This is a genomic window from Mesorhizobium sp. M7A.F.Ca.CA.001.04.2.1 (genome assembly GCF_003998485.1).
GTDB lineage: Bacteria > Pseudomonadota > Alphaproteobacteria > Rhizobiales > Rhizobiaceae > Mesorhizobium > Mesorhizobium ciceri.
Genome location: NZ_RZQT01000021.1, coordinates 42,887 through 68,732 on the forward strand (window position 1 = coordinate 42,887; position 25,846 = coordinate 68,732).

The following is a 25,846-nucleotide window of genomic DNA, read 5'->3' on the forward strand; positions in this document are numbered from 1 at the left end:
CTTCTCCCTACCCGCCGATCAGTCCCGATACTGGCTCGAAACGCTTGGCTAATTCCTTCTGCTCTGCCCTGCGGATGCCGAAACCCGGATGCCGGCATTCGGGTTCTGTGTCGCAAGTGCCTGCGCCACGAATGGGAACTTCCATGCCGCCGGATCCGTCAACAGCGGCCACTTGTCGTTTGCGAATGCCGCTGTCGGGACCGTCAGATCGAGAGCGAAATCGCGATCGCCCTGCGAGGCTCGTCTCGCAGCGCCGGCAAATTGCCAGTCCGGAACGTCCAACAGTGAAGCCTTGGTTCCGTCGTCAGGAGCGCGCAAGAGAGGAGCCGAGTTCTTGTTGATCGCAGGCGTGGGATCTGCTGACGCCTCCCCGCGCGTCACCTGCGCCCGAGATGTCGTCGCGTCGGCTGAGGTCAGGGTCGGGCCGAGAGGCAAAGCGTCTAGTGTAGAGGATTCGCTCTGCGTCTGGAATCCGGCCCCGGTGCTTTGGAACTGAACATGGATGCCGGCGGGAATTGGTGGGATCTCCGGCTGGTCGCGGCCCGCTATCTCCAATTTCAGGATGTTGGCATCTTGGCTGGTAACAGTACCGCTGAGGTCGAAATCCGCGATCGAGACCGGATCGATCAAGGACCAGGCTGAGAAGCCCTGTCCTGGATTTGCTGCCGCCGTTGAGATTAGGTCGACGTCCGCCTTGGTGTATACCGCATCTCTGTTGGCGTCGCCGATATAGCCCACAATCTGCAGGGCATCGTCGCTGGTGATTGTTGTCGCCTTGCCGTTTACGCTTGCAACCGCGACATGCAGGACCTGGGTATCTCCATAGATCGCGGTGCTGGGCACGGACGCAGTGAGGGAGACGATATTCAGCGTGCCGCTTCGCAGTGCGCTGCTGCTGGAGACAGTCACGATGGCCTGCTTCGTCCCGTCAGATTTCAGGGTGCTGCCAAATGAGAGTTTCGTGCCCTTGGGAAGGTCGGCTCCGGCCGTTGCTCCAGTTATGGTGAGCATGGCCGGATCATAGTCCACAGTGAACACCAGCGACTTGACGCCGCCAAGGCTGCTGAAACTCACAGGCAGTCCGTTGGCGCGGGCGGGAACATCCACTTTCTGGCCCGGACCGCGCATGAAGTCGAACAGGCTGATAATGCCGTTTCCTACGCTCTTGACGTCGAAACCAGCGATAAAATCGTCGCCAGGAGTTCCATCGCGATTACCATCCAGGTCGTCGCGGCTGTCATGCAGGGCGTTCTCACCGCTTCGCAGCATAACACGGTAGTGGTCGAACGGAAGGATGCCACCGACATTGAGATCGGGTAGCTGTGCTGTCGCGGGATCCTTAGCCGTCGGATCTTGGCTGTGCTTTAACATCGATTCTGGGCTGGCGTTCTGGCTGCCATATTGCCGGATTGCTCCCGTCCGCAGGAAGGTGAAGCCTGCACCGTCATTGTCGATGACGATCGAACCGTCGATGCGCCCAACCCCCTGCCCGATCAGCATGACGTCGGCGGGACCGCGTGCGTTTCCTTGGCCAGCATAGATATTGAACGCGGTTGGATCGAAGGCGTGGTTGAAACGCACCCGGAAGCCAGTCGCCGTCGGTGTGAAGCTCTGCACCACCAACCATTCGGTGTCGACGACAACCGTGGTTCCGGAAGACGCGCTAAATGTGCCGTCCTCGTTCGTGGCACTCGCGAGGATCGTGAAGCTGCCGCGTGCATCATAGATATGCGTTGCGGCTGTGGAGCTTCCTGCCAGAGAGTCGACCACCCCATCGCCCCAGTCGACCGACCATAGGGTGATCGTGTCGTCACCGGGATCGGCAGCCCCAAGCGTGATTGTGTAAGGATCGCCCGCGACAGCATGTCCTGGGCCGGCGACAGTAATTGTCGGGGCGACATCCGCGACGTGGATAGCGAAGCTCCGCTCGGCGTATGAACCGACAGCGTCTGTGACGCGCAGCGTCACGTTATGCGTGGCGTCGCCGTCAGGTGCGGTCCACCTGAACGCGCCAGTCACCGGATCCACGATCGCGCCGGACGGGGCAGTCACAAGCGAGAAGACGAGCTTGTCGCCTCGGTCAGGATCGCTGGCGATGAGCGTGAAGGCCAGCGTCTCCCCCTCCTTCAGCGAGCGGTCGGGCAACGCTGAGAGCGTCGGACCGTCGTTGAGGCCCCTTACCGTGATGGTCACGCGAGCAGTGGACAGCGCGCCGGAGGCGTCCTTGACCGTATAGGTGAAACTGTCGCTCGCGGTCTCACCCGCGGCGAGCGCCGCGAAGGCGCCGTTCGGGTCGTAGTCATAGCTGCCGTCGCTTCTAGCCCTCACGCGGGCCCCGGAAACAAGAGCCAGCACCTGGCCAATGTTCGCAGCCGACCCGTTCACCGCAATGAGGGCAAGCGTGTCGCTGCTGTCCGGGTCGGTATCGTTGGCGAGAATGCCCTGTGCTGCTGCGACGCTCAGTGCGGTGTTCTGGTTAGTCGCCGCTGAATCGTCGACCGCCTTCGGCGCGTCGTTCTGTCCGGTGATCGACACGGTCACGGTTGCGGTCGAGGCTGCGCCTGCAGCATCGCGCACCGTATAGATGAAGACGTCCTGGGCCTTTGCGCCCGCTGCGAGATGATCGAAGGCCCCGTTCGGATCGTAGGTAAAGGTGCTGTCGGCATTGAGGATGACTTTGCCGACGGTCCCAGCGGTGTCGAAGCTGATGCTGTGGGTGTCGCCTTGGTCGACATCAGCGAAAATCGGCGCGAGAAGCACCGTCGGGCCGTCCTCCATGGCTTCGCCGGCTACATCCTGCGCCACCGGCGCATCGTTCACCGGCGTGACTGTGAGGTTGAAGGTGTCGAAGGCTGACAGTTCACCGTCGCTCGCCGTCACCTTGAGGCCAAGGACTCCGTTGAAGTTTAGCGGCGGCGTGCCCGAGAAGGTCAGCGTCGAGGCATCGAAGGAGAGCCAGCTTGGCAGCGGCTCACCGGCGGCGAGCGTCGCCGAAAGGGTGAGAGCATCGCCGTCCGGATCCTTGAAGACGAGCGCAGGAAGCGTGAAGGTCCACAGTGCGTCCTCAGGCGAGGCCTGGTCCGCGATTTCCTGTTCCAACACCGGTGTGCTGTTGCCAGCCGTGACCTCAATGCGCACAGTCGCGATGTTGCTGGCCAGAACGCCGTCGCTTGCCTGGTAAGTGAAACTGTCGGTGCCGAAGAAGTTGGCCTTCGGCGCGTAAGTGAAGCTGCCGTCCGGATTGAGCGTCAGCGTGCCGTTGGTCGGTCCGGCGACGAGAACCGGCGTCAGGCTGTCGCCGTCGACATCGCTGTCGTTGGCGAGGACCGACACCACCAGGCTGCCGTCCTCGGCAACGTATGCGATGTCATCGGCGGCGACAGGCGCATCGTTCACCGGCGTGATGATCAGGGCGACGGTCGCGATGTTGCTCTCGGCGGTACCGTCGGACGCCTTGTAGGTGAAGCTGTCGGCGCCGAAGAAATTGGCCTTCGGTGCATAGGTGAAGCTGCCGTCCGGATTGAGCGTCAGCGTGCCGTTGGTCGGTTCGGTAACCAAGATTGGCGTGAGTGCGTCGCCATCCACATCGGTGTCGTTGGCGAGGACCGAGACAACCACGCTGCCGCCCTCGGCAACGCTTGCGATGTCATCGGCGGCGACCGGTGCATCGTTTACCGGCGTGACGGTCAGCGTGGCGGTAGTAATGTTGCTCTCGGCGTTGCCGTCGGACGCCTTGTAGGTGAAGCTGTCGGTGCCAGTGAAGTTGGCCTTCGGCGCGTAGGTGAAGGTGCCGTCCTGATTGAGCGTCAGCGTGCCGTTGACTGGTCCAGTGACCAGGACCGGCGTCAGGGTGTCGCCGTCGACGTCGCTGTCGTTGCCAAGCACCGCCAGGATGAGGCTCCCGTCCTCGGTGACGCTTGCGATGTCATCGGCCGCGACAGGCGCATCGTTGACCGGCGTCACTGTCAACGTGACTGTCGCGACGTTGCTTTGAGTGAAGCCATCGCTGACCCGGTAGGTGAAGCTGTCGGCACCGAAGAAATTCGGCTTCGGAGCATAGGTGAAGCTGCCGCCGGGGTTCAGGGTCACGGTGCCATTTGCCGGTTCCGCAACCAGCGACGGCGTCGGGGTATCGCCGTCTTCGTCGGTATCGTTGGCGAGAACGGCAATGTCGACGCTGCCGTCTTCGGCGACCGTCGCTTCATCGTCGGACGCGATCGGCGCATGGTTCCCCGGCTGACCTTCGGTGACGAACTCGACGTCGTCGATGATGACCTGGCTACCGAGCGCACCAAAGCCGAGCAGGTCGAAATAGAGCTTCAGCGGCGTACCTGCCGGAATGCCCGTGAGGTCGAATTCCACGGTGACCGGAGCGTCAGGGGGCAGCTTTCCATTCTGGTCGAGGCCGGTGAGTCTTATCCGCGACGAGGCGAAGACGGTGCCATCGGACTGGATGTTGAGCGCTGCGTCGGTCTTGGAGAGCCCGTCTGCTGCGATCGGTTTTCCATCCGACCCGATCAATGCGAACTCAAAGGCATCGCCGGGGCCTTGCGAACGATCGCCAAAGCGCGCGCCCTTTATTGTGAAGCGGAGAGCGAGCGCATTCTGCGGAATACTGAATTCTTGACTAGCGCGTGCGCCACTTCTGTCACTTTCGTTCAAAGTGAGGACCCCAGATCCGATCCCGGCACCTCCTGTCACAATCCAGCCCGAAGTGTTCGCGTCAGAAACGCCAAATGACCCGTTGATGATGGCGGCCTGCGGGGCGCCTGCCGGACCGATGAGATCGGCAAGAAGCGCGCTGAGGTGGAACTCCGCCTCGAGAGCGCTCGCCACGCTCTCCGGTGCTGCGGCGAGCGCCGCCTTCAGCGCCTCGACGTCGGCGGCTGAGGGCAAGCGCCGCACGCCGACGGGAAGCGTCGCCGCCATGACACTGTTTGGATTGGTCGAGTGAGGAAGCCCTAGCACATGACCGATTTCGTGCAGAGCGGCAGTAAGAAGGTCCATGCCACTGGCCGCATCCGTGCCAGCCCGACCCACAAATACGTTGGGACTGGAGGTCGAGTTGAATTCGCTGTTGTCGTAGGGAGACTCATCCAGAAACCAACCTATGCCGCTAGCCGTCAAATCAAAGTCCATCCTCGAACCTACGGTCCGAGCAAGCCATGACGGTGGCAAATCAGCAAGGCCAACTTCTATCCGGTCAAGTGCCTCTTTCCATTCGGAACTCAGATGGTCTGACCACAGATCTTCACCGGCACGCACGATCTCCGATGTGTCTGCGAGAGCCAATGACGAGTCAGCTAGATCTTGACCGCCGCTCAAAGCTGCCGTCAGAGCTGACTGAGTGGCCTGAAACACATCCAATCCGTTAACCTGGAATTTCTCGACCCGATAAACTAATGCGATAGGATTTCCAAAATAATCTACCTCCCATCCGTTCGCTATTTGCTTCCATGTAAGGCGGGTGATATTCGAATAATCCACAATCATATTCAGCGTATCGTTTTCACCAAGTCCACCGTCTACAATAACGGCATGGGAGAAAGGAGTTACCGTGTCCATGATCAGGGTCTCATCCCCCTGACCACCTAGCGAAAAGCTACTCAACTGCGTGAAATGCACAGTGTTATTGCCTTTGAGACCGACGGCGATCGTAAGTGGATCTAGTGTGAGCTCACCCTTATAGATCGTACCGTTCTTGAGAGACTGTGCTAGCCCGGTGTCTTTAAACGGGCTGTCTGGGTCTCTCGCAAATGTGACAAGCTTTATTACGCTGTCCAAATAGTTCTGCTCGTTGTGCTGGCCGCCAAAGAAACTTGGCGGATCGATGACGGGAGCGTCGGTTTGTATGAAGACCTTAGTCCCCAGCTCCCACTTTGGTTCCATTTGATATACTATGCTCGACAGCCCGACATCGTACAATATATCAGAGAGACTTTTTGCCAAATCAGGAAGGGCACTTCTTGGCGAAAATTTGGTTAGATAACTAAGCGACGGAACAGGATCGAGGGTATGATCAAAGATTAGTATCCTTTGATCTTTTGGATTTGTCTCTGCTTCTGCTCCAGGAGAGCCTATGGAAATTCCCCGAACGTCGTACATCGATTCTGGCAAATCGTTGAGAATGTAGTGTACAATAGCCGCACCCAAACTGTGTCCAGCAACTATGACCTTCGTATTAAGGTGATCGTTTAGGTAACTCTTTATACCTTCTATTAACGGTTTAAATTTTGCATAGTGCGTCTTGAAGTTGAGATAATCGTTCAGATCAGCCAACTCATCTGAGCCTCGGACAACGATCGCTAGCGTGTTGCTACCGCCCACATTCCCTGTAAGGACAAAAGCGTTTGCCTCCGGGCCCTCGGGACTCTGCGCGCGAGAAATGGCTTGGTAGTGCCCACCTAAAAATGAAAATTTGATATCCCCATTGCCATAGTCTTCCGGGAGCATGCCAAGTTCAATAGCAGAAACAGCATGCCATCCTCGACCTTGCGCATCGAGAACTGGCCCTAGAGTTCTGGTCAAAAGTTGAACTTGATTGGCCTCGTACGCGAGTGGATCTGGTGGATCTAGTTTACTCCTTTCAGGTCCATAGCTCTCTACGAGAAGCTGCAACATCTCCGTTTCCAGACTTCCCGCAGTTAGACTTACGACTTTCTTCAAATTCTGCGCAAAAACTGCTCTCTCAATGCTCTCGGTGTTGATATCGACTTTTGGATAGCCACTCCCGACAACTGTCGCGATAGTCGTTCGCGTATCGTCCCAAGTCTTCCCGTACGTCACCTTGACGACATAGTCATCCGGTGAGCCCGGGAGCCTTATCGTGTCGACTCCCGCACCTCCATCGAAGGTCTGCGTGAAGTCGAATGAGAGCGAGGAGGGAAGAGTAACGTCATCGTTTCCGCGAAGCCAATCGTATTGGTCAGCGCCCCGCGCAATCGCTTGCGCCTGACTGCCAGTTAAGTTGTTGAAATCAACTCTGTCCCAACTAGGGGTAAAGAGCAGCGAGCCATGCTGCAATGCAATGCCTTTTGGGGTGCCTCCTAAGAAGATTGGCGCATTTGGACTGTCTGGCACAGATGGCCGAGTTATGCCCGACCACACGGCGTAATCGGCTCTCAGGTCAATTAAGCTGTTGACGCCGGTGCGCAATCCGGTGAGCGGATCGAACAGGGTGGCACTCGAAGTCAAATCGTCAATCGCCCAATTGTAGGTCGGCGATCGCGCGCCAACCGGATGCTGCAATGAGGTTTCGACCTGCGCGATAAGCGCCTCCACGTCAAACGCGAGAACGGCGCCGTTGCCGGTGTATGTGCCGTACAGATATTTGCCGTCTGCGGAGAGCGCAACGCTGCTGCCAAAGGCGTAAGGGATCATGCGCGTTGCAGCCACCAGACCCTTCGGGCCGGTCATGTCAGAGTAAAGCCCGAACGGATCACGGATGATACCGATGTTACTGCCGGCCGGCTCACTCGGGTTGGCGTCGGGATCGTGAGAATCGACGCCTTGAACAAATCGGTTGTATCCGTAAACGAACCCATAGCGGAGATCGCCGGTGAACACGACGTCGCTGGCGTTGTTGACGTCAAAGCTGTCAATGTTATCTGGTCCGAATGGCGAATCCAGCGTGATCGAAATATTGCCGTGCAGTTTCCAGGTGCTGCCGTCCTTTTTGAGCATGATCAGCCCGGTGCCGTCCGACGACCGATCGGTCACCGCGATGAGTTCCTCCCCTTCCGGTCCGACAAGCGTCCGGACGGCGAATAATTCCTCAAGGCCCGGCGCGCTAAACTCGGTGGAATGTACTTGCGAGAAGATCGGCCCGACCGCACCGGCTGTCGCGACGAGGGCATTCACGTCGGGCAGGTCCACAATAATCAGCTTGCCGGGTGCCGTTGCAGTGCTGGTGCCTGTGAGAAACCGGTTAGGCGCGGCGACGACGAGTTGGCGCCCATCCGGCGTGAGCTGCAAGTCGCGCAGGCCGAAGTGTTGGGGCACGCTGCTGCTCATATCGGTGACGTCTTTCACGACAATGGTGCCGACATGCTTGTTGTAGGTGCCAGACGTCGGGTCCACATCGATGACGTAGATCGCACCACTATTCATGTCACTCACGTAGGCCCATCTATCCGAAGCATCGATAGCGATGTCCCATGGTGCAGCGTTGGGCGCGTTGGTGAACTTAATGAAGTTCACTCCATCAGTGTAAGGCTCCGCCGGATCGTCCGGAAGTACGTCTACCTGACGCATCAGCATCGTATCGACGACGGCTATACCTCCGCTTCCTCGCAGCGTGACGTATGCGCGGGCGTTGTCGCTGGTGATCGCCACACGGTTGGGCATCACCGCGTTTCCGGCTGTCGGCCGGCCGTTGTCGTCGAGATTGCCGAGTGGAATTCGAGCGACAAGCTCTGGCAACTTTTGGTTGTCATTCCCAACCGGGCGAATAACCGCCAGTTGATCGGCTGTGCCGCCTTCAAAGGTGCCGCCCGGCACCGCAACGAATACGTTCTCGTCCCCAGGCTCGAGAAACTCCCAATTGGAATAGACGGTCAAAGCGTCCCAGAAGGAACCGGGCTGGCCACTGTCCTGCGCATAGCTCGAAGGATCGCCTCCAAGATCTTCGTTCGTAAGGACGTAGTTGAGGCGCGCCACCTGGAAAGGCGTCGAGCCTAGAGCCATAGACGTCGGTACGCGGACCCACAGTTCACCTCCTCCCATGAAGGCTGGACGAACCAGCACGCCTCCACTGACGGGGGTGATCTCATCGTTCTCATGCCCTCGGATCAGGTCGCGGATTTCCAGTTCGTCAGGATAGCCGAACAGCACCCGCAGATGGTCGAGGTCTGAGCCGGCGAGCGTCGGCGCCCCAGGATCGCTCCAGACAAAGCGGTCACCCTTCAGCACCAGCCAAGGCTCCATTCCGTCTCCCTTGTCGGCGAATTCGACGCGGGCCGATGTGATAGACGGACTGTGATGCGTATCGGCTGCCGGATCTACGTCGGAATTGAATGTGGTTTCGAGCGAGCTGATCTGACCGGGACGCACCTCCACATTTGCCGCAGTCGTGACGAGATTGCCATCCAGGGTACGAGCGGTGAGTGTAACGTCTCGGTTGCCCCCCGGCAGGGAGAGAGGAACCTGCCCAAAGCCGGCGGCGCCGACAAGGACGTTTCCGATCGTGGTGTAGACATATTGCTGTACGACACCGAAGGAGGCCTCGAGATCAGCTATCACGGTGCCGATCGAGCCTGGATCGATAGCCACCGCCATGTAGGTGCCGCCGAACCCGATACCGCTCCAGATCGGTGACGCCGTGCGGGCAAAACCATTCGCATCGACATAGCCACTCTCGACCTCAAGCCAGCCCTGCACCGTTCCGCCAGCGGTTTCAAAGTCGGAGAGCCGATAGAAGCGAATCTCGCTTCCTGCCTGGAGTGTGGTCGGAATCGCGAGCTGCGCCGGGGCGTCCAGCGTGGCGCCTTCGAGATCGATGTGGAACGCTGCGCCAAACCGGAACCCTTGGTCCTCGGGCAGAACAGGGATCGTCAAATCATCACGAGCAACACCCGAAATAGTGACGGTTACCTCTCGGCTTAGGGCTCCGGGAGCAATCGCGACCTGGAGGCCCTCGCTCGTCGCGACGACGGCGCCTGCCTCGCCAACCAAAGTCGGGCCGAACTGAGCGGCAACAACCCTGACCGGGATCCGGGCCTCCGCCATCTTGTACGTCGCAGTGATGGTCACTTCGCCGGACGCGAGCGCGGTGATCAGACCGTCGGGCGAGACCTCGACAACGCCCGGCTTGTCGACATAGTAGCGCGTCCCGTTCACCGCGAAGGCTACGTTCGTGCTGGCGTCCTGCGGATCGGTAAACAGTTTGATCTGACGCGTTCCGCCGTTGGCGGCTAGTGTGACTGCGTCGGGATAGATGTCCGCGCCGAAGCCTGCGAGTAGATAGTCGTCATAGGTCTGCGCGCTACCTACGAGGAATGCGGTTGCCGCAGTAAGTCCAGCGCGCGACGACACGACAGTACCGGCACCGGAAGCTCTTCCGATGAGGATGCCATCCGAGACATCTGCTGCATCGGGATTGGTTGTCGACACGTCGAAGTAGGACGCGGGCAGAAGGATGTTGCCTTCATCAGCAAAGTCCCCGATCCACTGCATCTGATATCGTTCGCTGAGATTGATCCGGGGCTGACGCGTTACAAAATCGAATCTCAACAGAGCAGCATTGGAGACGCTGACGCTGATCGTGACCGGCGCCGAGCTCTGGTAACCGTCGTCGGCGACGATCGTGAAGCTTGCCTGCCCCGCAAAGCCCGCCTCGGGCACGAATACAATCGATTTCCCATCAGTAGACAGGCGCGCAGTGCCGTGCGTGGCGCCGAGCAGCCGAACGAAAGTCATGTCGCCTTCGGGATCGCTGACCAGATTGCCGACAGAAGCGGTGAGCTCAAGATCTTGGTGCGTCTTGAACGTTCCGGTGATCGCAATCGGCGCCTGGTTGGGCTGATAACCCAAATTCTGGAACAGCAGCTGGGCGTCGGTGCTGTCGACGGTGCCGTCCTGGTTCGCGTCAGCGGTGGGCGTGTAGCCAGCCTGGCCCGCGCTCGCGCCGTTGGCGGCAAACGTCAGGGCGGCATCGGTTCCGTCCACCTTGCCGTCCCGGTTAGCATCGCCGGCAACGAAAAGCTCGAGGCTGTAGGCGCCGGCGCTCTCGGCATCTGCGCCGCGGACGGTCAGCAGCTTCAGCCCAGCCTGGTCGATCTTGTACAGCGCGAAAGCGCCATTCGCCCCCGCCCGGCTAGCGACAAGAGTTGCTCCCTGAAGCTCCGGAACAGCAAACGTTGCACCTCCGGAAGTGGGCTTAAGGATCACGCCGAGATAGAGGGAGCCGCCATCGGTGGACGCGAGCTCGGACGGCCGGATCGTGAAGGTCAGCCGGTTCGTCCCGCCTTGTGCCAAGGTTTCATGGGCGGCGTCTGCGAGATAGCCGGTTGCAACGCCGAGATCGGCGGTGACCGGAAGCTCCGCTCCCGATGCATCGATCGCCACGCCCCGCTGCCCGGCGTCGCCGCTCACCAATGTGAGCCTGTGATCCGCGTCGTAGCCGTACCGTCTCGACGTCGCGGTGATCAAATCGCGGACCAGCGTGAGATTGCCTTGCGCATCATAGAGATATGCGAACGAGCGACCGTCGGTCGTGATGGCTCGTGTGATGCCGTGCTCGCCGCCGATGAATGAGATTCCGTTGCCGTTGGCATCAAAGATGCCACTGTCGGCAACGGTGAGCGCCACACCATCAGTAAAGCGGATCGAGGTCACGCCGGCCTGGGAGTCGACGACATAGGCGGTCCCACCCGGCCCAACGAGCTCGTATTCGCCGCGGCCCTCGAGCCCGGCCGGGTTGTAAGGCCTGCCGGTCGCAAGATCGTAGAATCGGTCGCCGACGCGAGAGAGCTGCGTCGCGGCAGTCCGCAAGGTCCACGTCACGCCAGCGTCAGCGCGGAAGGAAGGCGTATAGTAGACGAGGCCCGGAATGCTATGCTCTTGAGCTTCGAATGTGAAGCCGACCCGCTCGCCGGTCGGCAGCGTCACGTAGACACGCGTGCCGTTCCTGAACGCGCCGTACGAACCAAAGGCCTCACGGCCGGTCGGCGCAACGTCGGTTTCTATCGCGACGTCCTTCAGAGCAAGTTGCCAGCCATTGCCGAAGCTGCCCGCCTGGGCGCGAACAAGGGGATCGTAGTGCCTGACCAGAGCAATCTGGTGGCCGGCAAGCGTGACAGTGAAATCAGTCTCGGCACGCGGTAGCGTTTTGATGCTGTCGATCTCTACCTGAGTCTCGGCGCGCGCGGTGCGGCCGGCCACGTCGGCCGCCGTGAGACGCAGGCTGTAGACGCCGTTCGCAAACAGAGCAGGATCGAGTTGCGCAAGTGCGCCATTCGTGATCGCACCGGCCCCGCTAGCCAGGGTCGACCACTCGCCAGATTCGAAATGCGCGATCTCAAGTTGCCAGCGATCCAGATTCGTGTCGATTACGGAGCCAAGTAAATCGGCTTTCGTATCGAAGCGACTTCCCAGGAGGCCCGCCGCGAAGGAAACCTGCGGGGCCAGTATGTCGGTCGGGTCACGCACTTTGAGGATCGCTGAGCGCGTGCCGACGAGCCCGTCTGCGTCGGTTGCGGTCGCCACGATTTCGCTCAGGCCCGGCAGCCCGGCCGTGATGCGGGCGCGCCCCTGGCTGTCGAGCGCGAGCAGGACGCCGTTGTAGCGCACTTCCAGCTTGGTGATGTCGGCAAAGCCCGTCGAGATGACGTGGACCAGTATTTCCTGACCGGGCACGACCGGGAAACTCGGCGTCTGCTCAATGACGATACGCGGGAGTTCTGGTGCGGTGGTGGCGCGGAGCACGACCGGTTCGAGCACGCTCTCCTGCTCGTCAGATAACGTGGCGAGCACCAGATAGTCGCCGGCTTGGCCGGCACCCGGCGTCCAGCGGATCTCGCCTGTCGTCTCGTTGAGAGTGGCGCCTTCGGGCAGACCGGTGGCGCCATAGGTCAAGACGTTCTGGTAATCCAGGTCTGTCCCTGCAAGCCGGAATACCAACTCGGTGCCGAGCACCACCTGATGGTCGGAGGACTTCAGGACCGGCGTGCGGTTCGTGTCCGTAATGGCGACCTGGACATCGAGCGTCGAGAGCGCGCCCGACGGATCGGTGGCTCCAAAACGGATCGTGTAGTCACCCGCCTGGCTGTAGCCGGGCGTCCAGGTGAACTTGCCGGTCTTGCGGTCGAAGCGCGCGCCCTGTGGCAGGGGCGATAGCACGGAATAGACACTGGGATCCTGATCGACGTCTCCCGAGAGCACCGTGAAGGCCATCTCAGCGCCTTCCCGGCCTGCCTGCGGGAACATCGCCACGAGCTCGGGTGCCCGGTTCACGTTCTGCACCTTGAGCGTGATCGTCTCGGAGCTCGCCTTGTTGCCGTCCGAAGCAGAGAACGTGATTCCGGCATAGTCGCCGGCTGCGAAGTAGTTGGGCGTCCAGGACAGCAGTCCGGTTTTCGCGTTGAAGGAAGCCCCCGTCGGGAGATTGGTGACCGAGAAGGTTATCGCGTCGTTGTCAGGATCGATCGCGTGGAGCGAAAGGGCGAAAACCTCACCTTCCTTCAGGGTGCGGTCGCCGATGGGCAGGAGGACAGGCGCGGCATTGCTGGCGCGCACCACGAGGTGGATCAATTGGCTGTCGGACAGCGCGGCATAAGCACCGGCGTTTCCGTCATCCGTGACGAGGAACGTGATCGTCCGCTCACCAATGTCGGCCGCGGCGGGCGTCCAGTCGACGCGGGCGGTGCCGTAGGTCGCGAGCGGCGTGATGGTCATGCCGGCCGGCATGTTCTGGCCGGAGAAGATCAAGCCGGTCTGGTCTGGATCGCGTGCGCGCAGGATGAAGCTCAGCGGCTGTCCGGCGACCGCGACCTTGTCGCCGACGATGTCGAACAGCGGTCGCTCGTTCGGCGCCACCACGGTGGTGGTGAAGCTCACCGCCGTCGTGCGGATATCGGCCTTGCCTTCAGCTCCACCATCGTCAGTGGCGCGGACGGTGATGAGATAGTTGCCGCGGTCATGGTCGCCAGGCGCGAAGCGGATGATGCCCTTGTTGGCTTCCGTCTTCACGAAGGTCGCGAGGCCACCTAGGGCGGTCAGCTCGATCGGCGTCGTGTCGACGGCTGGCCCGCCGGCCGTCGGCTGCCGGCTCAGATAGACCGACCATGTCAGCGGGTCACCGTCCGGATCGGACACCTCCACCGGAATCTCGAGGACCTCGCCGCGGTTGACGCTCTGGTTCACGGGTGTCGGCACCACCGGCGCGCGGTTAGCGTTGACGATATCGATGACGACATCGCGCACCGTTACGGCGGGCGTGAGCCCATCTCCCGTGTCAGTCGCCGTGAAGCGAACGGTGTAGTGTCCGGCCTGCGTATAGCCCGGTGTCCAGCCGAAGATGCCGGTGACAGCATCGAAGCTTGCACCTTGCGGCAGGTTCTCGACGGCATAGGACACGGTGGGTGCCGTGCCATCAAGCGGCGTCAGGCTGGCGTCCGCCTTGCGATCCTGCGGCACGAAACCAGGATTGTCCGGATCGAACGCGAAGGCGCGGAAGAAGAGCGGCTGGTTCTCCAGCAGACGGAACGGGCCGAGCTCGTCGAATACCGGCGCGCCGTTGGCATTCGCCACCCTGAAGGTCGTGCTGATCTCGGTGGTGTTAATCCCGTCGCTGACGAGGAACGGGATCACATAGGTGCCTGCCTGGGTGAAGGACGGCGTCCATTCGAAGGCGCCTGTGTTTGGATCGAGGAAGGCGCCGCCCGGAAGCAGTGCGCTGAAGAAGGTGAGCGCATCGCCCTCCGCGTCGCTGGCGCGCAGGCGAATTCGGATGGGATCGCCCTCGCGAACGACGCGGTCCGCGACCGGCGCAAGGCTTGGCGCCTGGTTGGTCGGCACCACCAGTAGCGTCAACGTCCGCGCGACGGTGTTGACGCCGTCGGTCACGCCAAGAACCACGCCTTCATATGTGCCGGCCTGGCCCCAGCCCGGTGTCCACTGCAGCAGTCCGGTTTGGGCGTTCAGCGACGCACCTGCCGGAAGCTGGTCGGCGAAATACTGGAGATAGTCGCCGTCGGGATCGAAGGCCGCCAACCCAACGGCAAAGTTCTCTCCCTCGCGAACCCTGAGTTCTTCGGGCAGCTCCTGGACGACGGGCGCCTGGTTCCCGCCATCAACCTGGATGGCGTAGGCCTGTGTCGCGTAGCTGCCGCGGTTGTCGTAGGCGCGCAGCACGACGCTGACCTGAGCCGGGCTGTCGACCGTCGGCGACCAGGTCAGTAGGCCTGTGTTGGACAGGCCCATCCCTTCGACGCCGTCGAGCAGGAGATAGGTGAACGGGTTTCCATCCGGGTCACGCGCGGCAAGTTGATAGGAATAGGCCTGTCCTGCGATCGCAGTGGTGACGGGTGCGGAATCGATGACGGGCGCCCGATTCGCGGCAGGAACGGCGAAAACGCCATGACCGATGGAAAGATGCTGCAGGGCGGAGTTTCCGATCGTGACGGTCTGCACGGTCGTGGACTGTCCGGGTGCAAGCCGGCCGTCAGCGAGAGCCTCGCCCAGATTGATGTACCAGAGTCCGCCCCCTTCGAACGTCGCGCCGGCAGGCTGACCCAGGAAATACTGCGCGGGGTCCAGAACCAGCGTGAGCGGCGCCAGAATGTCGGCGTCGCTGATGTTGGTGACCTTCACGTCATAGGAAACCGTGCCGTCGGCTCGGCTGGAGCGCACGGCGCTGAACTCGATGGTCACGAGCGCCGAAAGGTCGGTGATGGCGGTGAAGTCGCTTGTGAAGGCGGATCCCAATTCGGCATCCTGAATGCTCTTCAGATGCTCGCCCACCGTGAGCGTGTAGTCGCCGAATTCGAGCGGATCGAAGGAGAGGCGAACAGTGCGGGTTCCCACGTCATAGGTCGCACCCTTGAGCGCAACAGGCTCGCCGGTGCTTTTCACAAGCGTGTAGTTTGCGAGGTACAGGACCGAACCGGCGTCGAGGCCGTAGCCCGCCAACATGTCCTGGTCAAACGATACGGTCATCTCCGCGAAGGGGAGCGGCACTGCGGATCCGTCCGGCGGATTCACGAACGCCACTTTCGGCGCCACGATCGGACTGACGACATCGATCTGATGCGACTGCGCAATCAGGAGACGGCCATCCGCGGTCGTCGCAAGCGTTTCGCCCCACGTTCCGTTCAGGGCGATCGGAACATGTTGGAGCGTAGCGAGGTCGACGGCGATCAACTGCGAGCCGCGAGACTGGCCGTCGGCGAGATTGTTCGAGATGAAAAGGAGACCTTCGAGCTTCGTGCCAGCCTTGCCGAAGGCAATGGAATCAACCTCGCTGTCAAAAGACAGGACTTTTGTGGCGCGCCCCTTCGGGTCAAAGGTCACGACATCGCCCCGTTCGGGCCAGGTGGTGCCCCAGAGCTTGCCGTCCGGCGCAAATGCGAGGTCGTCGACGCGAACCGAACTGAAGGCCGTGAAGGTATGCTTCACCGGGTCGAAGATCTCGATGCCGCGCCCTGACGACACGTAGATCTTGCCGGTGGCCGGATCGACTGCCAGTGCCTGCGTGATGCTGTCGCCAAAGCGAGCCTGGACCTGACCTGTTGCCGCGTCCAGGAGGAGAAGCGCACCGCCACCGGTGGTGGCCCACAGCTGCCCCTGGGCGTCGAAGGCAAGGTCGAATATTGGCTCGTCCAGAGTAGCCAGCGGCTGCCCGGCATCGCCGCCGTTGTGATCGAATTTGTAGAGCGAGCCGCGGTTTGCACCGCCGCTTGTGTATACGCTGCCGTCTGCCGCCACCACGATGGCGAGGGCACCTATCCCGGCATGGCTTTGCGGGATTGCCGAGGCGAACACCTGCGCGCCAAAGGGACGGATTGTCGTGCCGAATTCCGGCAGGTCAGCCAGCGGCGTCGGCGCGGGAATGGCCTGCTGTGCCTGCAGGAAGAGTGGATTTGTGGACGGCGTCGGCGATGGCGCCGGAGCCTCGCCGAGATCTTGGCTTGTGCCTCCGACGTTCGGCAGGTTGCCGAGGTCGGGTCCGGATCCGTCGTCCGGCGCCAGAATGCCCAGGGGCGGTTCCTCGGTGTTACCCGCATTGTCCGTCGCGAGCGCCAGGAACTCATAGCTGTGACCGGTTTCACCGTGGAAGATTCCGACGGTCTCCGTCGTCTGGCGCTGCCAGATCTGGAAGTCGCCCCCGTCTTTTGCAACGTAGACGGTGACATGCTTGACGCCTGATCCGCCAGCGTCGTCCGTTGCGGTCCAGCGCACTTCGTAATTGGCACCTTGTATGAGCTTCGCGGTCAGCGTCGACTTCGGGGCCGCGGCATCCAGCGTCTGGGTAAGCTTGATCGTCTCCTGCGGGGCCATCGTATTGAAGAGCACCCGCGCCTGGGCTGTGATGGCGGTGCCGGTCGGCACGTCATCCTTCGGACGAATTGTATAGCTGACCGTGCCCTGCCCTGCCCCTTGCGCGTTGTTTGCCGGCAGCAGTCCCCGGGATGTATCCTGGATTACTTCCCCGGTCTCAGGATCGATCGCCTGCAGCAGCCAAGTCGCCGTTGCCGCGCTGATGTCGATGCCGGCGGAGACGCGCAGAATGAAACCCTTGGACCGCGTGAAGTCGAAGTCACCCTGGAACAGCGAGCGGCCTTCCGGAATATGGACGTTGATATCCCCGATCTTCAGATCGCCCAGGCGGAAAGAATAGGGGTCGAGGTCCGAGTCGAGCTTGGTAACGATGCGTATCTCACCGGGACGCGCCGAAGCGTTTTGCGGGTTCTCGAACCGGACTGAATACGGAAGCGCTGCTCCCGCCGGAAGGAACTGCTCGTTGCCGACGCCTTGCGGGCCGGTGATCGACGCCAACTCGCCGACGGCCGCCGCCCGTTGGTAGTAGCGCGAGAAATCAAGCGGCGACAGTTCGCTCGACCCAGCCAGCGAGCCGAATTCCGGCAGCGCCACCGTGCTGCCGCCGGCTCCCCGTTGTTCGAACCTGATCCACGGTACGAAGACGTTGAAATTCTCGAAATACGTCCGCTGCGAAAGCCCCAGATCGAAGTCCGAATACTTCGAGAGCGCCGGTACGGGGACTTCGAGATAATAGCAGTCGTTCTGGCGAATTTCCACATGGTCGATCGGCGCCAGCGTGCCTGGCTGATCACCGTACCACTTGTGGATTTGTTCAAAGAAGGAGACCAGATTGCCGTCGCTGCGGACCTCCTCGCCGGCTGCGCCGTACAGCACCCCTGTCGTCAGCACCGACAGCACGCTCTGGACAACCGGATCCTGATTAATCGGCGGAGCCTCGTCGACTGGCCGCAAGATGCCAGCAAGTTCCAGCGCCCCAAGGTAGCTGGCCTCCCAGGTCTTGGCGTCCGCGGCGAGATTGATGAGTACCGCATTCGCGGTTGGATCGGCCAGCACCCTCGTCCTGAGGTTCGCTGCTTCGGCCTTCTGTTCGGCGACGAACTCGTCGCGCGTCATCGGCGTCGCGGCGGCCACGACGTTGAACCGGAACGGGATGAAAGGCTCGCGACACTCGTCGGGAATTGCGCCGAGTTGCCGGTAGAGGTCGTACAGACCGGGATAGATCTGGTCGAGAGCCGTCGGGCCTGCGTCCAGCGTGCCAGCCAGGGCCGGTATCTCCGCGTACACGCGCTGCTTGAATTCCTCCCAGGCGCGATCATTCATCTCGCGAAGGCCTGGATAGGTCGAAACGTTGAAACTCAGCCCGGTGAAGGCACCGGCCGGCATGTCGTAGAGGTAACCGGGCGCGAGAATCGTGCCGCTGGTGTTGGCTTCCGATTCGAGACTTGCCCAAGGCACGTCCTCGCCGCTCTGCGGCTGGGTGCCGCCGCGCAGGTTCGTCTGGAATGTCACATAGGGAAGATTGTAGATGACCGAATTCGTCTGCAGCTCGGGGATGCCGTACGAGAAATGCACATACGGTGTGTCGACATTCGTGAGTGACTGGAAGGCGATCCCGTAGGTGCCGGTATCTCCAGCCAGCAGGACACGGGGGCCGCCAAGTCCGATCGTGACATCCGGTTCCAGCGCCCGCTCGATCAGATACCGGTACGGCTCGATAGCCGCTGTTCCATCGGGGTTGATTACCTTCACGTCGTACAGCCCGTGGGGCGCGTCGGTGAAATCGAAGGTCGCCTTGATGTGCGTGGAATCCAGCACTTCGTAGCGCACCGGCTCATATTCCGCGATGCCGGGACGCACGAGTTTCACAATGGCGTTCGTGGCGAACTTCGCACCGAAGACGTCGAACGTCACCCAGCGGCTGTCTCCGCCTCGATCGACTTCGACTCGGCTGATCGCAAAGGGTGCAACTTCGGCCAGGAGCGTCACAGCTGTGTCTTCGGACGGTTCCTGATGGCCTCGGATCAGAACGTAGTATTCTCCTGCTTTTGTTGCCGGAATTACTGCTGTCTGAGTTGCCTGCAGTGGATCCTGGTAAATCGCGTCGAACAGGAAACCAGTGGGCACGTCACCATAGCGAAGGAACAATTCGTTGGATGCGTTCGAATCCGAACCCGTCAAGCGAACCTTTAGGGTCTCGCCCTGCGACACGGTTATCCGATAGACGCGCACCTGTCCCGTGCTAAGGGTCGTCTGCAACGGCACGCCGAGGTGCATCTCGTCAACGCTGACACTCAGCGTATTGACCGATGGAGCAGCGTTGTTCTTCTCGCTCTCAGCATTGAACGGGCCTTCGTAGACCTCGTTGTAGATGTCTGACCGGACTATCAGGCGGTACTGGCCGGCCTTGGCAGGCGGCAGGTCCGCAGGGATGCTCACAGTATAGGTGTCGTTTGTAAGGAGCGAGCCCGTAAAAGGTACGAGCTTGAGCAGACGGTCGTTGATGTCCCAGATTGCGTCCTCGGAAAGATAGACGCCGTCAGTCCAGGTCCCCTCCGCCGGATTGGCGCCCTGGTTCCTGACGGTCCAGCTGATCTGGAGCGTGTCGCCGACCGTCGCTACCGATGGGGTTACGACATTGTTGTCGACGACGAGGTCGGACGGCGGCGGCAATTCGAAGATGAGAGGCTGGTCGCTGGATTTTGCGTTGTTCGTCTCGAGGTTCGCTTCGAAAACCGAGCTGCGGCCTGTTGCGCTGAGTGGATCGGTCACGACGAAAAGGTAGTAAGATCCTTCAAGCCCCACCGGCGCTCTGATTGACTTCGCCACTGTGTAGCTCTGGCCCGCGGCGAGCCCGCCTGTATGTTGGTAGGCGCCGACGAAGCGGTCACTTTCGAGATCGAGATGTTGGTCACGGGAGAGATAGACGAGATCCGTCCAGCTATCTTGCGAGGCACGAACGTCGCCGCTCCCGGCATTGAGGACAGTGAAGCTGAAATCGAACGGCTGACCCGCTGTCACATGTTGGGGAGCGCTGACCGATGAGACCTTGAGGTCCGGAGGGATACGCAGGGTAATGGGAAGAGGTTTTCCAGTCGCGTTGTTACCTTCGCCCTGGAACTCGGGGACAACATCACTTGCGATCTGCAGGCCCGGCAGATCCGCCGCAATCGTGCTGGGGGCGAGTGATGTTGTCGCCCGTTGGGATCGGGCATCGGTTTCGACGATGATATGGAAATCGCCGTCAATGAACTCGGGAAGGTCGACGTCCAGCAAAGCCGTGTAGGCCGCCCCGATGGCAAGCTTCCCATTGTGCTGGAAGCTTCCGAGCTCATAATCACCGGTGTCGAGTGAGCCGTCTCGCGAGAGGAAGACACGATCCACCCACGCATCCTGGCGCGTTTCGCGGGTCCCTGCATTGAGCACGTGCCACGAAACGGTGACCCGGTCCCCTGAGATGGCGGTGGCAGGAACCGCTAAGCTACTAACCTGAAGGTCTGGCTCGCGGTATGTGACCGAGATATCCTGTCTTGAAATGTTGTTTGTATTGTTTGCGCCCTCGAACACGGACTCGAGGTAGTACTCGCGTATTTGGTCGTCACCTCCCTTTGCCTCGTCAAACTCCTCCTTGGGAGCTTTGCCCGTTGGAACCACGTCCGTCAGAACGAAGACGTAGAATGGGCCGTCGATGCCGGGCGGAAGAACGACCTCGGCACTGGCATTGTAGCTTTCTCCTGCCCGCAAGCCGCCCTGATTGCTATGAACGGACGTGGCAAGCAACTGGGTCCGCTGCGGCGTAATGGCTGCGGATGAAATTTGAATATCAGGATTCCAGACCGGGTCTCGCGAGAAGAAAACGGAATCGATCCAATAGGCGGTGTCCGGCCAGACATCCGCGCCTGCATTCGTGACGGTCCAGTTGATCGTCGTCTTCTCGCCGGAGAAGTTTTGGGCAGGAACCTCGATCCGCGTGACTCTTAGGTCAGCCGGATGGCGTATGACTTCCGACGCGACGACCAGGTCGTTGTTGAGTTCGTTGGTTTCAGGAACGGCACCAACCGCATCGACGTCGACAATCAGAAAATGGCCCTGAATTGCCGGTGACAGATTATAGGTTCGCTCGCCCGTTGCCGTTTCGCCGACTGCCAATCCTCCGCTGCGATCAAACGACTCCAGGAGCCACTCCTTCGCTCCGACATCACCGAGAGTCGGGCGGTCGGATATCCATATCCTCTCGACCCAGCCAACATCGCCAGTATCGCCTGGGCCGGCATTTCCGACCGTCCACTTGACTGTATATTGGCCGGCGGCATCGATCTGCGTTGGTCCGCTGACCGACAGCACCTTAAGGTCTGGCCGGTGCGTGATCGTTTCCGGGCCGAGGACCTGGATCTGCCGTGCCTTGTAGTTGTTGTTGTCGAATTCGTTCGGATCATCGGGGTTGACGTTGACAGCAAGCGTATCTTCCAGGACGACGTCGTAGGCATCGCTCCAGGGTGTGATGAAATAGGTGCCTGACGCCAGATTGTCGGGCAGCGTCACCTTCAGGACCTGGTCATAGCTTTGTCCGATAGGAAGCGCGCCGCTATGCTGGATACTGCCGAGCAGGATGCCGCCGTTCTTACTCGGGCTTGGCCGCGTACGGTCCTTCGTCAGCCAGACCGAGTCAGACCAGGTGTCCTTGTTTGTGCTTGAGGAACCCTTGTTCGTAACGGTGAAGCGGACCTCGATCTGCGAGCCTGCGACGGCCTGGACAGGCGCTACAACGCTCCCGGTGACCAGGTCCGACAGGGGTTCGGGCTCGACGAAGAAAGCGAACGCACGCGTGTTGTTGGCGTCGTTCGGATACTCCTCGACTTGATCGGTCGAGTCCGTACGCACGACCAGATAGGCATCTCGGCGAAACCGTATCGGAATCTCGATCGGGCCAGTCTCTTTCGTGTACCGCCCGCCCGGGTCGAGTGCGAGAAGGTTGTCGTACGTGCCGACCAGCATGTCCCCGGCATCGATCTGGTTATCGAGGGAGAGATAAACTGAATCCTTCCACCGCGACGTTGTCGGAACCGTCCCCTGGTTGATGATCGTGAACTTGATCGAGGCCGTTCCGCCAGCCGGCACGCGAGCCGGCACGACCGCTGTCTCAACCTGCAGATCAGCTCTCGGTTTGAGCTGGACGGCAAGCGTACCGTCATCGCCCGTGTTGTTGTTGGTCGCTGCTGCGCCATGCTCGTAGAGGAAGTAGCTGGGTTCCGGAAGGGTGGCTTCGTCGGTGGTTGGCAACAGCGCATTGGTGACGACGAAGGCGCGATAGAGGCCTTCGATCTTGTCGGGCAGGCGGAACTGCTCAGTGCGCGTGTACGATTTTCCTGACGTGAGCTCCCCGCTGAAGGTGAAAGTTCCGACTTGGAGGTCGGGTAGGTTCGTACCCGCGAGCGGACGAAGCACGATGCGGTCGCTCCACGTACCGTTGGCGACGCCCTGACCTGTATTGGTGACGGTCCAGGAAACGTCGATCGTATCTCCTTCGATAGCGGAAGCGGGAACCTTGACGTCGGTAACGGTCAGATCCGGGCTCGGCGCCAGGGTGACCTCGATAGTATCGGACGTCCTCGCGTTATTGTCCGTGAAGACGAACTCGTAAACACCGCCGGTGGTGGCGACGAGCCTATAGGGTCCCGAGAGCCCGTTCGGCAGCACGATCTGTGCCGACCGGGTGTAGCTCGCATCGTTGGCTAGAATTCCCAGATGGTCAAACCGCGCATCCGCGACAGCCTGTCCGGAGGCGTCAATGAGTGTGACCGTATCCGTCCATTGGTCACGGTCCGTCACACCTATGCCCTGGTTCTTTACAGTCCAGCTGACATTGAGCCGACCGCCGCTCTGCGCCGAGGCATCCGCGACCAAGTCCGTGACCGTCAGATCCGCGTAGGGTATCGGCACCACGTCTACGGGATGTCCCGGCGTTGCCGCATTGTTTGCTTCCGATCCGTTCTCGAATACTTCCGACTTGGAGTCGGTACGAACGAACAGAGTGAAACGTTCAGACAATGCGGCGGGCAGCATGATCTGCTCGCTACGATCATAACTGCCGCCAACAGCCACAGCGCCATCGTGACGGAATTCCGCCAGGACCATGTCGTCACTGTTGCCGAGGATGTCGTCTCGCGAACCGAGGATCGTATCGGTCCACGCCAGGGTCTGGCCGACGCCTGTTCCTTGGTTGGTGACAGTCCATCCGATCGTGACGCGGGCTGGATCGCCAACGGTGAGCGCTGGCGCAGTGACGCTACCAACCGAGAGATCGGCATAGGGCGCCAAAGTGACATCCAGAGAACTGCTGGCGAGGTTGTTAGCCTCTGCCTGAGGCTCGCGGACGGTGTCAAGCTGGTCCGCAACGACGATCAGCTTGTAGTCGCCCGACGCAGACAGTGGCACCGTGACTATCGCTTCGCCCAGATACTCCCCATCAATATCAAGCCCGCCCACATGAGGCACGTCGGCAAGCTTGATGTCCTCTGCATCTATAACGTCATCACGCGAGAGGTAGATCGCGTCGGTCCAACTGCTCAGGGCGGCCCCGGTGCCGTTGTTACGGACATTCCAGCGCACCTGCATGACACTGCCCGACACGATTGTGGCGGGAGCCTGAACATTGGAAGGTGTGAGGTCGGGATGACTTAGTGCGAGTGTTGAGCCCAACGCGTTGTTGCTCTCGCGGTCAACTTCGTAAACCTCCTGGCTCGCATCAGTAACGACAAGAATCTGGTAGGTGTCATCCGCGGCATCCGGAAGCGTGACGTCGACCGTTCCGACGTAACTGGTGCCAACTGCGAGATCAAAGACGCGACGGACCTCTCCGATCACTATGGCTGTGGCCAGCGTTCCGTCTTTCGACAGGTAGACCCTGTCGGTCCACGGCGCACGGGCGCCACCTTCCCCGTCGTTGCGAACGGTCCAGGTAACTGTCTGGTGTTGACCCGGTACTCCGGACGCTGGCGCAACCACGCCGGTCACCACCAGATCCGCAGCCGGCGCCGCGGACACCGCCATCGTCGTGAGAGACTGGCCAATATTGTTGGCGGTGGCATCGCGTTCGTAGACGCGGGCCTCCGCGTCTGTGATCACGAGGAGGTGGAAGCTGCCTTGGAGACCATCGGGAAGACGGACGGTCGCACGGCCGGCATAGGTGCCGTCCTTGGCCAGAGCGCCAGAGTGCACGACATTGGCGAGAATGCGATCCGTGGCGTCGACGACCTCATCGGCGGAAAGCACGATCCGATCCGTCCAGACAGTCACGTCTGTCGCTTCACCCTGGTTCCTGACTCTCCAGGATAGGTCGATCAGCTCTCCGCTGCGGCCGGTGAGCGGCCCCACGACCACCTCGACGACCAGATCCGCCGCAGGCGATTGCAGGTCGATGGTCACGGGAACCGCAACATTATTACTCAAGGTGTCCGGTTCGGTAACCGCACCTGCGGCATCGGTGCGGACGGTCAGCAAGAAGGTTCCATCAAGACGCTGCGGCAACGCGACCGTCTCCTGACGCGTGTAGCTGGCGTCCGGAGCGAGCGCCCCGGTGCGAGTGAAGCTCGCGACCTCTACGTCGTCCTCGTTTCCCCACACCGAATCCCGGCTGAGGATAATCGTGTCCTTCCAACTCGAGACACCGGTATCGACTGGTCCGATGTTGGTGACGGTCCAGCCCACCGTGACCGTACCGCCTCCCTGCCCGGAGCTTGGGGCCGATACATTCGAGGCCTCGAGATCAGCATAGAGCCTCGGCTGTGAAATGACTTCGAGAACGGCGCTGTTGTTTGCCTCGGCGTCGACCCCTTCGGCGGCTTCGATGATCGCGCCGATGCCGTTCTGGTTGCTGTCGGCGGTGACATGGATTTCCAGCGTACCGGCACCGCGCAAACCGTGCGGTAGCTGCAGCGTGACACTACGCGGCCGTGTCTGGCCAGCTCCGAGCGGTGCGTTTCCTGGAGCAGTTGGATCATAGAAGACGGCCGTGTTTACAACAGTTTCGCCCGTTGCGGTGTTAACGATCGCGATCTGTGTGAACCAGCCGGTCGCAACAGGAAGGGCGCCGGTATTGGCGTCCGACCACTCGATCGTGAGAGGGCCGCCCGCCTGAACCTCCGCGTTCGTGACGTGAAGATCGAGAATTTTCAGATCTGGTGCGGACGCAATGGCGACTTGGGCAGTATTGTTCGATTCAGCTGTGCCCAACGCGTTGCCTTCCGACACCTGATTTGCAGAGTCGGTTGCGATCTCGAAGATGAACTCGCCGGAGCCCACAAGGCCGGATGGCCAGACAAAGCTGTACTGGCGAGGGTGGCTCTCGCCAGGCGCAAGCCCCTCGACACCCGTATCGAAGGCGATGCTATCCAGACGAATGATTTGTCCAGTCGACAAATTCCGAACGCGAATCTGTTCCGTCCAGGAGCCCGATACGGCGAGGTTTCCAATGTTCCGTATGTTCCAGGTAAGACCTACGCTGCTGCCGGGCAGCCAGCCCGTTGCGGGGCTTACGACAATGTCGGTGACTTCGAGATCGGGGGCGGGAACGGCCTCTTGATTTGGGATGGGGATGGGTGCCGAGACAGGCACGTGGAAGATGCTGAATGTGTACGACGCAGGCCCAGAACCGTAGACGTAGCCCTCGATCGCCAGCGTGTAAGTCCCGGTGAACGCCAGCGCCTGGACATCTTGGTCGCCAAAACCGTTGAACCAGACCTGCCGGCCGAACGGATCAATGAGGCGCCAATAGACGGTGCCACCGCTGCTGTTCTGTTGGTCGAAGAAGATCTTCTCGCCGGCCTGTGCATCGAAGTGGTAGAGCGCCGTC

The 25,846-nt window shown here is 60.8% G+C and carries 1 protein-coding gene; it reads right to left on the reverse strand.

The features are described 5' to 3' along the window. Nucleotides 1-48: 48 nt before the first annotated feature. Nucleotides 49-25,608 carry an Ig-like domain-containing protein gene (locus EN955_RS09530; RefSeq protein ID WP_206523752.1) on the reverse strand — a complete coding sequence of 8,520 codons (25,560 nt, stop codon included), beginning with the start codon at nt 25,606-25,608 and terminating at the stop codon, nt 49-51. Nucleotides 25,609-25,846: the final 238 nt, after the last annotated feature.